This is a genomic window from Kribbella sp. NPDC054772 (genome assembly GCF_053611945.1).
This window is the reverse complement of record NZ_JBSHBJ010000017.1, coordinates 72,900-85,623: the sequence shown is the minus strand read 5'-3', so window position 1 is coordinate 85,623 and position 12,724 is coordinate 72,900. Positions and strand designations below refer to the sequence as shown.

Annotated in this window: 12 protein-coding genes; 9 read left to right on the top strand and 3 right to left on the bottom strand. The window is 69.0% G+C overall.

Annotation, left to right across the window (positions count from 1 at the left end):
* Positions 1-180: 180 nt before the first annotated feature.
* The 3 genes from ACWGID_RS25045 to ACWGID_RS25035 all read right to left on the bottom strand — a co-directional run bounded on the left by ACWGID_RS25045 (position 181) and on the right by ACWGID_RS25035 (position 2,821).
* Positions 181-420, bottom strand: a complete 240-nt coding sequence (locus ACWGID_RS25045) for a hypothetical protein (protein ID WP_452200381.1) — start codon at positions 418-420, stop codon at positions 181-183.
* 82 nt (positions 421-502) lie between these two features.
* Entirely contained in the window at positions 503-625 is a 123-nt protein-coding gene (locus ACWGID_RS25040) for a hypothetical protein (protein WP_452200379.1), read from the bottom strand.
* Positions 626-1,072: 447 nt separating this feature from the next.
* Complete coding sequence (locus ACWGID_RS25035; RefSeq protein ID WP_452200377.1) at positions 1,073-2,821, bottom strand: GAF domain-containing protein; 1,749 nt, start codon at positions 2,819-2,821, stop codon at positions 1,073-1,075.
* A 149-nt stretch (positions 2,822-2,970) separates the two neighbouring features.
* Here ACWGID_RS25035 and ACWGID_RS25030 point away from each other — a divergent pair, with 149 nt between their 5' ends.
* The 9 genes from ACWGID_RS25030 to ACWGID_RS24990 all read left to right on the top strand — a co-directional run bounded on the left by ACWGID_RS25030 (position 2,971) and on the right by ACWGID_RS24990 (position 12,702).
* Complete coding sequence (locus ACWGID_RS25030; protein ID WP_452200375.1) at positions 2,971-3,627, top strand: response regulator; 657 nt, start codon at positions 2,971-2,973, stop codon at positions 3,625-3,627.
* A gap of 252 nt (positions 3,628-3,879) precedes the next feature.
* Positions 3,880-4,143: a hypothetical protein gene (locus ACWGID_RS25025; RefSeq protein ID WP_452200373.1), complete on the top strand. Its 264-nt coding sequence runs from the start codon at positions 3,880-3,882 to the stop codon at positions 4,141-4,143.
* Between the two features lie 55 nt (positions 4,144-4,198).
* A complete protein-coding gene (locus ACWGID_RS25020) occupies positions 4,199-6,427 on the top strand; it encodes a WD40/YVTN/BNR-like repeat-containing protein (protein ID WP_452200371.1) in 2,229 nt (742 codons plus the stop codon).
* A complete protein-coding gene (locus tag ACWGID_RS25015; RefSeq protein WP_452200370.1) occupies positions 6,424-6,675 on the top strand; it encodes a hypothetical protein in 252 nt (83 codons plus the stop codon). The genes ACWGID_RS25020 and ACWGID_RS25015 overlap by 4 nt, the downstream gene beginning before the upstream one ends.
* Positions 6,676-6,790: 115 nt before the next feature.
* Positions 6,791-7,363 (top strand): dihydrofolate reductase family protein, encoded by a 573-nt coding sequence (locus ACWGID_RS25010; RefSeq protein ID WP_452200368.1) that lies wholly within the window; start codon positions 6,791-6,793, stop codon positions 7,361-7,363.
* 21 nt (positions 7,364-7,384) lie between these two features.
* The gene (locus ACWGID_RS25005) at positions 7,385-8,881 is read left to right on the top strand and encodes an MFS transporter (RefSeq protein WP_452200366.1); all 1,497 of its coding nucleotides are present in this window, start codon (positions 7,385-7,387) and stop codon (positions 8,879-8,881) included.
* A gap of 91 nt (positions 8,882-8,972) precedes the next feature.
* Positions 8,973-10,067 (top strand): CaiB/BaiF CoA transferase family protein, encoded by a 1,095-nt coding sequence (locus ACWGID_RS25000; protein ID WP_452200364.1) that lies wholly within the window; start codon positions 8,973-8,975, stop codon positions 10,065-10,067.
* A gap of 61 nt (positions 10,068-10,128) precedes the next feature.
* Positions 10,129-11,148: a LacI family DNA-binding transcriptional regulator gene (locus tag ACWGID_RS24995; protein WP_452200362.1), complete on the top strand. Its 1,020-nt coding sequence runs from the start codon at positions 10,129-10,131 to the stop codon at positions 11,146-11,148.
* Positions 11,149-11,364: 216 nt separating this feature from the next.
* The gene (locus ACWGID_RS24990; protein ID WP_452200361.1) at positions 11,365-12,702 is read left to right on the top strand and encodes an ABC transporter substrate-binding protein; all 1,338 of its coding nucleotides are present in this window, start codon (positions 11,365-11,367) and stop codon (positions 12,700-12,702) included.
* Positions 12,703-12,724: the final 22 nt, after the last annotated feature.

The following is a 12,724-nucleotide window of genomic DNA, read 5'->3' as shown; positions in this document are numbered from 1 at the left end:
GGGGGGGGGGGGCGCGGGCGGGGGGGGGGGGGGGGGGCGGGGGGGCCGCGCGCGGCGCCGCGCCGCCCCCCGCGCCCCGCTCCCGCCCCCCGGTCATCCCCGGGTCCCGGGGGGCCCGCCGGGGGGCGCCCCGACCGCCCGCCGCCCCCTGGGCGGGGCGCGGGCTGCCGGGTGTGTCCGTCAGATGTCCTCGGCCAGTGAGTGCGCGAGGGACTCGTGGTCGGGGAACGGGCCGCCGATCAGGAAGATCGGGTGCGAGAGCTGGTCACCGAGCTGCTCGATGAGTTCCGCCTCGAGCTTGGTGCACAGATCGTCGATCGCCTGCTCGGTCATGCCCCCGGCCCGGAAGGTCAGCTTGACCCTCCAGAGCCCGGCCTGCTGGTCACCTGGTTCGTCGTCGCTGGTGTATGTCTCGCTCATTCCCACCCCTCAGCCTGCTGCCGTGCGGCAGCGCCCACCCCTGGTTGTGATCGTCGACCCGCAGTTCCGGACCCGGCAAGGCTCAGAAATCGGCCTCGGCGGTGACGCTGGTGTACTTCGGCAGCTTGCCCTCGCCGGGAACGGTGTTCAGGAACTCGATCGGCTGGGACTGTCCCGGCTCCAGGTCGTCGGACGCGCACTGCATGTTGGCGACGACGCTCTTGCCGTTCGGAACTTCACGTGGAAGAAGGCGGTGCTGGTGGACTTCGACACGTTTGTCACGGTGCCGGTGACCTTGGTGCCGAGGTACTCCTGGTAGACGACCTTCCAACCGGTGTTCATCTGATGCTTCCCGAGAGTGAACGCTTTGCCGGGCTGCACCGAGCGCGGATCGTTCCGGGTCGCGGCCGCGGCGGACTTCGTTGCCCCAGGCTCCGAACCGGAGCCGGTCGGAACGGATCACCCGATCAGCACGACCGGCGTGACCGCCAACCCAACGAGGTACTTCTTCATCATCTCCGTTTCCGAACGTGGTCCTTGCGACCACCGGAGAGAAGTCTGACGGAGCAGGAACGGTTGTCAGCAGAGGCGACGGTCCCGGATCTGCGGGGGCTTTCGTGCCGGTCTCGAGGGCCGGAGGGGCCCGGGGAGGTTACGCGTCGAGTGGAGCGGTGAGTTCTACGACGGTGCCGTGGGGTTCGTTCGGGCGCACGCTGACCGAGCCGCCGAGCGCCTCCGCCCGTTCGCGGAGGTTGCGGAGGCCGCTCTGCCGCTCGCCGGGGCCGATTCCCACCCCGTTGTCGGCGACCCGGGCGACAACCTCGTTGCCGGTGACCACCACATCGATGGTGACCGCGGTGGCGCGGGCGTGGCGTACGACGTTCGACAGCGACTCCCGGATCGTGGCCAGGATCTGCGGTCGCGCCACGGTCGGTACGACGGTGTCGAGCGGTCCTACGCAGTTGAGCCGCGGCGCGAAACCGAGCGGCTCGGCGTACTCCGCAGCGAGGGACTGGACATCGGATCGCAGCGAGCTGCGGCCGGGTTGGTGCAACAGCTCGAAGATCGCCGCGCGCAGGTCCCGGATCGTGGTGTCGATGTCCTCGACGGCGCTCCCGATGCGCCCCCGGGCCTCCGGCTGGACGAGATGCTGCATGGACTGCAGTTGCAGACCGGTCGCGAACAGCCGCTGGATGACGAGGTCGTGCAGATCGCGGGCGATCCGGTCCCGGTCCTCGAGGACGGCGATCATCGCCTGGTCACGCTGCGCCTGCGCGCGGTCCAGCGCCAGGGTCGCCTGGTTCGCGAACATCTTGACCAGGTCGGTGCCTTCGGTGACGCCGAGGACGGCGCCGCGCTCGGCGGCCACGAGCAGCAGTCCACCGGTCGCGTGACTGCCGGCCGGGATCGGTGCCATGACCGCACGCCCGAGCGACAGCACCTCCGGCAGATCGTCGACGGGCGGCCCGATGTCCTTCAGCACCTGGGCGAGATCGTCGACCACCTCTTGGTTGTCGCCCCGTGCCGCGTCACCGAGCACCGGGAAGTCGGCCGCGATCCGCCGTCCGACGTACCGCTGCAGGTCGTCGGGTCCGTCGATCGCCTCGATCACGAGCCCGTCGTCGTCGGTCAGGAGCACCACACCGATGCGGGAGGCGGAGACCTCCCGAGCCCGGCGGGCGACGAGCTGGAGAATGTCCTTGGGGTCGAACTCTCCGAGCATCAGCTGGGTGATCTCGACGGTGACCTCGTGCCAGCGCCGGCGGCGTTCGGTGTCGGCGTACAGCCGGGCGTTGTCGATGACGACGCCGGCCGCGGCGGCGAGGGCGGTGACGTTGCGCTCGTCCTGCTCGGTGAAGTCCGCACCGGACGCCTTCTCGGTCAGGTACAGGTTGCCGAAGATCTGGTCCCGAATCCGGATCGGAACGCCGAGGAAGCTACGCATCGGGGGGTGGTTCGCTGGGAAGCCGTGGGACGTCCGGTGTTCGGCCAGGTCGTGCAGGCGCAGCGACGTCGGCTGGTCGATCAGCAGACCGAGCAGGCCATGCCCTTGGGGAATCGGCCCGATCGCTGCGGTCTGCTCGTCGGTGACGCCGTGCGTGATGAATCTGCTCAATCGTTTGCCATCTCGGCCGACCACGGCGAGTGCGCCGTACCGGGCGCCGGCGAGATCGCACGCAGCGGTCACGATCCGGTCGAGGGTGCTGTTCAGATCCAGGTCCGTGCCGATCCCGACCACGGCGTCCAGCAGCGCTCGGAGCCGGTCCTGCGAGTCCATGATCTCGTCGACCCGGCCGAGCAACTCCTGCAGCAAAGCGTCGAGCCGGACGCGTGACAGGCCGGCGAACCGCATCGCGTCGTTGTCCCAGAGCCGGTCCCGGCTTCCCGGTGTATCGCCCACGTCACTAACCGTACGGAATAGCCTCGCCTTGAGGAACCGGCCGGGCGTTCGGAAAACGTCGAAGCGATGACCTGGCCGGACCACCCGGCTACGCTGGGTCGCGGAGAAGCAGCGGGGAGCAGTGTTGGAGCAGCGGTGAGCGAGGTGACATGGGGATCAAGGTGTTCCTGCTCGACGATCACGAGGTCGTCAGGCTCGGACTGCGGCTGTTGCTGGAGAGTCAGCCGGACATCGACGTCGTCGGCGAGGCGACGCTGGCCGCGCAGGCGATCGCGCGGGTCCCCGCGCTGCGGCCCGACGTCGCCGTACTCGACGTTCGGCTGCCGGACGGCGACGGGATCACGGTCTGCCGGGAGATCCGTTCGCTGATGACGGAGCCGCCGGCCTGTCTGATGCTGACGTCGTTCTCCGACGACGAGGCCTTGTTCACGGCGATCATGGCGGGTGCCGCCGGGTATCTGCTGAAGCAGGTCAGCGGCACCGATCTGGTCGGCGCGGTACGCCGCTTGGCGGCCGGCGAATCGCTGCTGGACCCGGCGATGACGAAGGCGGTGCTCGACCGGCTGCGGCAGTCGGCCGACTCGAACGAGGATCCGCGATACCAGTCGCTGACCGAGCAGGAACGCCGTATCCTCGACGAGATCGCCGTCGGCAAGACGAACCGGCAGATCGCGCAGAGCATGTTCCTGGCCGAGAAGACCGTGAAGAACTATGTCTCCTCGCTGCTGCGCAAGCTCGACATGGAACGCCGTACCGAGGCCGCCGTGTACGCCGTCGAACGCGCCCGGCGGAACCCGAAGCGCTGACGTGGTTCCCGGACACGTCAGGTGTCACCGTCGTTGCTTGCGGCAACGAGCAAGCGCTCGAACTTCTCGGGTGGATCGGCCTGGGGCGGTGCACCCTTGCGCCTCATCGGCGCCGGTGCGAGTCTGAGTTGTGTACGCCGCCGATCGCGGGAGGGGACCGCGGGGGTATCTGCGCGGCGTCGAGTGTCGGCCGATCGACGGGCCCGGCTGTGGCGGGCCGGTGTGGCGTTGCCGGCGCTCCTAGGAGATGGCATGGGGAACAGAGAGCACGAGCCCGGCCGTCCGGGTGGGCGGGCGGAGGACCGCCGCCGGCAGTTCGAGGAATCGCGCGGACTGTCGGAGCGCCGTGAGCTCGACCTCGACGACGACTCGGCTGACGACTCCGCTGACGACTCGGCCGGTGACACCGAGGACGCTGGGACCGAGCAGACCAAGGGAACCGGGTCGGCGACCGAATCCGGTGCTGCCGACGAGTCGTCGTCAGCGGCCGGAAGCGCGCCGGACGAGCCGGAGTGAGACGGCGCAGAAGTAAGACAGCGCAGGGTTAAGACAGCGCAGGGGGGCGACACACATGAAGGGTCCGACAGACCTCGATGAGCGCGAGGGCGAGCTGGCGACCAGTGGCCGCGCAGAGGGGGAACGGGGTGTCCGCCGGAAGGTCTTCCTCCGGCAAGCGGCGTTCCTGGACGCACGCGGCCTGAGCTACGAGGCGCAGCCGCTCAGGATCACTGATGCCGAGGAGCGGCCGGCGACGACACAGTCGTACGTGCAAGCCATGCGCGACCGCGCCACGCTGCTCGGCGCCGCACCTCCGCCGCCGGAGCTGACCTGGCGTTCGCTGGGCCCGGCCGGGATCCCGCACGGCCAGACGTACGGCACCGGCCCGGGTAGTTCCGTGACGGTCAGCGGACGGGTGTCGGCGATCGCCGTCGACCCGAACAACCCCGGCCGAGTGCTGGTCGGAAGCGCGGCCGGCGGGATCTGGGAGACACGCGACGGCGGCATGCACTGGGCGCCGCGAATCGATGACCAGCCGACGCTGTCGATCGGTGCGCTGGCCTTCGACCCGTCCAACACGTCGACGGTCTACGCGGGCACCGGCGAGGGCAACTCGGAGTACTTCCATCTCGGCCAGGGACTTCTGATCTCGCACGACGGTGGTTCGAGCTGGGCGCAGGTCGCCGAGCAGGTGTTCGCCGGGGTCGGCTTCTACCGGATCGTGGTCGATCCGGCCGGCGGCGGTCGGTTGCTCGTCGCAACGACCGGCGGCGCGGCCGAGACACCCGACGGTGGCGCCACCTGGTCCTTGCTGCACCGGGGGATGACCTGGGACATCTCACTGGCCCAGCATCACGCGGGCGTGGAGGAGATCCTGTTGACCGCGCCCGACGGATTGTTCGCCGCGCAGAACGGCGGCGCGTTCGCGAAGGTGAACCTGCCGGGTCTGCCCGCGCTCGATCCGGCCAGGGAGCGGATGGCCGTCGCCCATGTCCCGTCCGACCCCGGGCAGGCGTTCGTGTTCGCGGCGACCGGGGGAATGGCCCGGCTCTGGCATCGGCCCGGCCGGACGGCGCCCTGGGTGCGCATCGACCTGCCGTCGTTCAGCCTCGGTCAACTGGTCGACGACGTCCTCGCCGTGGACCAGGCCTCCTACGACTGGTACGTCGCGGTCCCTGGTAACGGCGACACCACGATCTACCTGGGCGCGAAGGAGCTCGTACGCGGCGTACGAACCGGCGACACCTGGCAATTTACGGATATCTCGACGCGGATCGGACAGGGCGACTCGATCCACCCCGATCAGCACACGATGGCCTTCGACCCGGAGAACCCGACGGTGATCTACGCCGGCAGCGACGGAGGCATCTTCCGGAGTCCGGACGGCGGCGACACCTGGCGGCCATTGAACGCGGGGCTCGCGATCAGCGAGGTCGAGTACCTGACACAGCGGCCGGACGAGCAGATCTGGATGCTGGCCGGGCTGCAGGACAACGGCACGATTCGCCGGGAGTCGCCCGACCTGTGGACGCAGGTGGGTCTGGGGGACGGCGGCGACTGTGGGACCAACCAGTCGCGTCCTGACGTCTGCTACCACTCCTATTACCACATGCACTTGGAGCGTTCGGATCATCGCGGAGACCCCGCCAGTTGGCGGCGGGTGACTCCTCCTGGCGATCCCAACGCGCCGGGCCAGCTGTTCTATCCACCGGTGGAGGTCAACGGTTCGGTGGTGGTCAAGGCCGGGCACACGGTGCACCTCTCGCGGGACGCAGGTAACAACTGGGACGACATCGACCTGCAGGGCGGCCAACGGTCGATCGCCTCGGCGCTCGCCATCCCGGAGCCGGGCACGGTGCTGGTCGGCACGATCGAGGGCGACGTCTCCCGGATCAGCTTCGCCAACGGGAAGTGGAGCGACCCCGAGACGCTGCCTCGCCCGCGCAACGGCTGGATCAGTGACCTGCTGGTCGACCCGCGGAACGCGAACCGGTATTGGGTGACGTTCTCGAACCCGGGCGCGGTGTTCCGGTCGGACGACTCGGGCGCGCACTGGACGGACGTGACCGCGAACCTGCCGGCCATCCCCGTGAACGCGGTGATCACCGATCCCGGCCGCGACGACCGGGTCTGGGTGGCCTGCGACGTCGGGGTGTTCGAATCTGTGGACGCCGGCGGCAGTTGGTCGGTCTACGGCACCGGCCTACCGAACAGCCTCGCGGTCGACCTGCTCTTCCACGAAGCAGCGCACGTACTCCGGGTCGGAACGCGCAGCCGCGGTGTCTGGGAGGTGCCGGCATGATGCACTCACGTTCCGCCGTACGACGGCGTTTCTGGCTGCAGGCCGCTTTCTCCGCGGCAGCCCTGGTACTCGCTCTGATCACGCTGATCAGCCGCGAATGGATCGAGCTGCTCACCGGCTGGGATCCGGACCACGGCAGCGGCACGCTCGAGTGGGTGATCGTTGCCGTCCTGGTCGTCGTCGCCGTCGCGCTCGGCGCCGTGGCCGGCCGGGAATGGCGCCGTGAACACCCCGTCACCACCGATTGAGGAGAGTTCTCTCGAAGGGCGGCCCGCCAGCGGCCGCCCTTTTCTTGCGCCGGCGATGTCAAGAACCCGTGACCGGCTCCGACCAGGGGGCAAAGACACTCTGGAGGAGGCAGAAATGCGCAAGGTCGTTTACTGGGTGCACACCTCGATCGACGGGTTCGTGGACGGGCCGAACGGCGAGTTCGACTGGCCGATGATGGGGCCCGAGCTGTCGGCGTACTCCGAGAATCTGGACAAGACCGTCGACACCCTGCTGTTCGGCCGGCCGGTCTGGGAGATGATGGTCGGCTTCTGGCCGAACGCCGAGTCGATCACCGACGACCCGCACACGCTCGCGTTCGCGCCGTTCTGGCGGGCCACCCCGAAGATCGTGTTCTCGCGCAGCTACGAGGGTGACGAGTGGACGAGCCGGGTGATCAGCGGCGATCTGGCGAAGCAGGTCGCCGAGCTGAAGGCCGAGCCGGGGCAGGACCTGCTGCTCACGGGCGGGTCGGCGCTGGCCGGGGCGCTGGCTGACGTGGGGCTGATCGACGAGTTCCACATCGCCGTGCACCCCGTCGTACTGGGTGGTGGTCGCCCGCTGTTCCCGAACCCGGCCAGCCGGCGCGGTCTGCGGCACGTCGACACGGTCGTGCTCGACGACCAGGTCGTGGTGTCGCACTACCAGCCTGCCCAGCCGTCCGCCTGAACTGCTCGAGAGGGAATTCTCATGACGACCACGCCCGAGCCGGTCGCCGCTGTGGCCGGACGCTCCCGCAGTCCGCGCCTCGCGCTGGCGCTGCTGGCCCTGCCGTCGCTGTTGATCGCGATCGACATCAGTGTCCTCGGCGTCGCGCTGCCGAGGATGGCCGCTGACCTGCGGCCGTCGCCCACCGAGCTGCTCTGGATGAACGACATCTACGGGTTCATGGTCGGCGGCACGATGATCACCATGGGGGCGGTGGGGGACCGGATCGGCCGGCGGCGGCTGATCGTCGCCTGCGCGGCGGTGTTCGCGATCGCCTCGGCCGTCGCCGCGTTCTCGACCGCGCCCTGGATGATCATCGCGACCCGGGCGGTGATGGGCATCGCCGGCGCGGCGATCATGCCGGCCTCGATGGCGCTGATCGGCCAGCTGTTTCCGGATCCGAAGCACCGGGTGTCCGCGATGGGTGCGTACATGACGTGCTTCCTCACCGGGATGGCGGTCGCGCCGCTGATCGGTGGCGTGATGCTGCAATACTGGTGGTGGGGCTCGGTGTTCCTGCTCGGCGTACCGGTGATGCTGGCGACCGTGCTGGCGGCGCCGCGGCTGCTGCCCGAGTCGCAGACCCAGGTCACGGCACCGATCGATCTGCGTAGCGCCGCGCTCTGCCTCGCCGCGATCCTCACGCTCGTGGCCACGCTCAAGTGGGCGGTCAACGGTGCGACCGTCTGGGAGGCGATCGGCCTCGGAGCGATCGGCGTCGTTCTGGGCGTGCTGTTCGTACGGCGTCAGCACGCGCTGGAGCACCCACTCGTCGATCTGTCGTTGCTGCGACGGCCCGGTGTGAGCCGCGCGATGTGGGTGCTCTTCCTGACCGCGCTGCTGATGGGCGGTACGTCGATCTTCGCGGCGTTCTACCTGCAGTCGGCACTTGGCCTGTCACCGCTGACCGCGGCGCTGTGGATGATCCCGTCGATGCTGGCGATGATCATCGCGTCGAACACCGGTCCCTGGCTCGGCCACCGGTTCCGCCCGAAGTACGTCGTACTCGGGGGTCTGCTCGTGATGGCTGCCGGGTTCGTGCCGTTTGCGCTGCTCCCGGTCGGGCGGTCCGGCATCGCCGTGGTGGTGTGCGGGTCCATCCTGACGACCGCCGGTGTCGGGGCAGCGTTCCCGTTCCTGATGAACGACATCATTTCGCATGCACCGCAGGAGCAGGCCGGCTCGGCCGCGTCGCTGGCGCAGACCGCGAACGAGATCGGGATCGCTACTGGACTGGTCGTCCTCGGCAGTCTGGCGACCGTCGTGTATCGGTCCAGGCTGTCCGCGGCGGCGGGTCATGCAGACGGGTCCTGGGTCGATGGCTTCCGGCTCGCGACCACAGGTCACGACGCTGTCCTTCTGGACCAGGTCCGTACTGCGTTCGTCGACGGCTACCGCGCTGCCGGAGTCGTTGCTGCCGTGACCATGCTGGTCGTCCTGGCGCTGTATGTGCTCCCGGAACGCCGCCGGGCTGCCTGAATGGTGGACGGATCGGTTGCCCCTGCGGAAGCCGCGGCCTATCGTTGCGCAAACGATTGAGCAGGTCGGCGCGGTACGAGCGGGGGACGGGATGCAGGACGCGGAGCTTCCGTTGGCGGGAGTCGTGGTGCTGGACTTCAGCCAGTTCCTGGCCGGTCCGGTCGCAGCACTGCGACTGGCGGATCTCGGCGCGCGGGTGATCAAGATCGAGCGTCCCGTGACGGGCGAGATCGGCCGGACGCTCGCGTTCGCGGGGCGGTGGGCGGACGAGGACACGGTCTCGTTCCACGCGATGAACCGGAACAAGGAAGCGGTCGTTGCCGATCTCAAGGATCCCGGGGACCTCGCGCGCGTCAAGGGCCTCGTGGCGCGGGCCGACGTACTGATCCACAACTTCCGTCCCGGGGTGATGGAGCGACTCGGGCTCGACTACGACGCGGTGCGGGCGCTCAATCCGGGGCTCGTGTATGCGGCGGCCTCCGGGTACGGCGCCGACGGGCCGTGGTCGGGTCGCCCGGGGCAGGATCTGCTGGCGCAATCGGTTTCTGGTCTTGCGTGGGCGAGTGGCGCCGACCGTCCCGTGACGGTCGGGCTCTCGCTTGCCGATCACTTGATGAGCTGTCATCTTGCGGAGGGCGTGACCGCACTGCTGGTGCGCAAGGCGCGCACGGGCCGCGGTGGGCTGGTCGAGACGAGTCTGCTCGAAGGCATGCTCGATCTGCAGTTCGAGTCACTCACCGCACGACTCAACGGGATGAAGGCTGACCGCTCGAACGGTCTGTATCGAACTGCTGATGGATATTTGGCAATCGCGTCGACGCCGGATGAGCTGGGTCGAGTGCTGGGCGACTCCGATCCGGCAACTCGGCTCACGACAGCGAAAACCGCGCACTGGCTGGAGCTTCTCACCAAAGCAGGTATCGGTTGCGCGCCACTGCAAACCCTCGAGGAGTTGCTCGCGTCGCCCGAGTTCGCGGCCGTTGAGATGACGCAGGTCGTGGAGCGTCCGCCCGCCGAGCCGGGCGGCGAGCCACTCCGGCTGACCACGACCCGCAGCCCGATCCGCATTGACGGCGAGGTGCTCCGTAGCTCCCGCGCGGCCCCACGTCTCGGAGCGCAGGGCCACGTGCGCCACGGGACCGACATGCTCACCGGTCCCGCCGTGGGGAGACCAGATGGCGGGTAAAGGCGGCGTGTCCGGGAGGCTTGATGGGGGAGGCGGGGGGCGCGTCAGTAGGGTGGGCGGCATGGCCACCCTGGGTGATGTCGCCGCCCGCGCCGGCGTCTCGATCTCTGCCGTTTCGCGCGTGCTCAGTGACGCCCCGGACTCGCGGGTCAGCGCGGAGACCCGGCAGCGGATCGTCGACGCCGCGCATGAACTGCAGTACCGGCCCAACTTCGCCGGGCGCGCGCTCAAGTCCGCCCGGACGCAGGTGGTCGGTCTGGTCGTTCCGGACATCACCAACGCGCTGTTCACCGAGCTGATGCACGGCGCGGAGGACGAGGCGACGGAGCGCGGGTACACGGTGCTGCTCGGGCGCTCGGACGACGTACGGCCGGGTGGGGAGGTCATCTCGCGCCTGATCGGTGAGGGGCGGGTCGACGGTATGGCCCTGCAAGTGGGGGACGGCGTGCCGCCCGCGGGTCTCGGTGCCCTGCTCAGCACGCAGGCGCCGATCGTGCTGGTGAACTCGGCGAGCCCGGGCTACACCGGGTCGGTCACGCTGGACGACCACAACGGCGCGCGCGTCGCGACCGAGCATCTGCTCGAGCTCGGACATGAGCGGATCGCCTTTGCCAACGGGCTGCCGCGGTCGTTCACCGCGAAGCGCCGGCGTACCGGCTACAAGCTCGCGCTCGCCACGGCGGGTGTTCGGGTGCCGAAGGAGTACGAGACCCGCGCCGGTTACACGGTCGACAACGGACGTACGGCGCTGCGTCGGCTGATGGCGCTGGACCCGAAGCCGACGGGCATCGTGGTGGCGAACGTCAACGCTGCCGTTGGTTTGATCGGGGAAGCGCGGAAGGCCGGCATCAAGGTGCCGGAAGACCTGTCCGTCGTGACGGTTCACGACTCCTGGACCGCCGAGAACACCTGGCCGCCGTTGACCGCGGTGCGGATGCAGTTCTACACCGTCGGGCGCACCGCCGTACGGAGTGTGATCCGGCGCATCGAGACGGGGGAGACCTCCAACGAGGTCGTCACCGACCCGCCACCGGAACTCGTCGTCCGCGAGTCCACCGCCCGCCCGCGCCGCCGCGGCTGACGGTCTTCACCGCGGCCCGCACTCGTAGCCGCTGACAGCCCGCGAGTCCCGCGCGGCTGCAGATCAGGATTCTGCGGTGGCTGCGCAAAAGTCCGTGCTCAAACGATTGACCACAGGCAATCTGCAGGTCTAGCGTTCTGCTCTAACGTTTGAGCAGCTGGTCGGACAGCTCGGACCGCCGCCACCGCTCGGGACACGAAGCGAAGGAGTCCGTTCATGAAGTCACCCGGAGTACGTCCCGGGACCAAGCGCACCGTGGCCGCCGCGACCCTGGTGTTCGCGACCGCCCTGCTGAGCGCCTGTGGGTCGTCCGGCGGTGGTGCCGGCGCGGAGACCAAGCAGACGGACTCCGGTGGTGCGATCACGGTCTGGGTCGACCCGCCGCGGGTGCCCGCCGCGAAGGCCTTCCAGAAGGCTCATCCCGAGATCAAGACGACCATCAACCAGATCGACGGGACCGTCGGCGGCAAGTCGCTGCAGCAGCAGTTCGCCCAGTTCAACCAGGCCGGGAAGGGCTGGCCGGACGCGATCTTCTTCCCGTCCAACGACGACATCGCGTGGGCGTCCGGTGCGCAGGTCAACTACACCGCCGACCTCAGCGACCAGCTCCCCGACGTGATCAAGGGCTACGAGGACGCGGTGATCGCGCCGTGCAAGATCGACGGCAAGATCCGCTGCCTGCGCAACGACGCCGCCCCTGACGTCTTCTGGTACAACCAGGCCTTCTTCAAGCAGTACGGCTACACCGTCCCGAAGACCTGGGAGGAGTACGGCGACCTCGCCGTCCGGATCGCGAAGGAACACCCGGGCAAGCTCAGCGGCTTCACCGGCGACGCCTACGCGCCCGACCGCTACCTGTGGGCCTCCGGCTGCCCGACGAACGCTCGCAAGTCCGAGACCGAGGTCCACATCGACCTCACGGACCCGAAGTGCGTGCGCGCGAAGGACCTGCTGACGAAACTCGTGCAGAGCAAGGCGGTCTCGACGGTCGGGATCTTCGACGCCGACGCCGCGAAGGTCGGCAAGGACGTGGTGATGAGCCCGGGCGCCGCCTGGTGGGGCGACTACCTGTTCCGCCAGTCCTGGAAGGTGCCGGCCGGGCAGGTGACCGCGGTCGCGCCGCTGGCCTGGAAGGGTGAGGACAAGCCGGCCACGGGCAACGAGGGCGGCGGCCTGTGGGGCATCTCCCGGCACATCACCGGCAAGCAGCTGCAGAACACGCTGACGTTCGCCAAGTTCGTTGCCACCGACCCTCAGTGGCAGGTCGAGCTGTCGACCGGACTGCCGGCGTACGGCGCGGTGCAGGACGCGTGGGCCGCGAAGCAGGCGAAGACGAAGTACTTCGCGGACGACAAGACGACGTTCGCAGCGATGAAGGGTGCGAACGCCTTCGTCCAGCCCGATCACTCCTACCTGCTCTACAACACCGGCAGTGTGTGGACCGAAACGGTCGCTGCCGGCCTGGCCTCCGGGAAGAGCGTCGACCAGGCTTGGAGCGGGTTCAACGACGAATTGCTCAAGCAGGCCAAGGCGATGGGCTACACCGTCAAGTAGCCGGACCCGCCACCAGATCAAG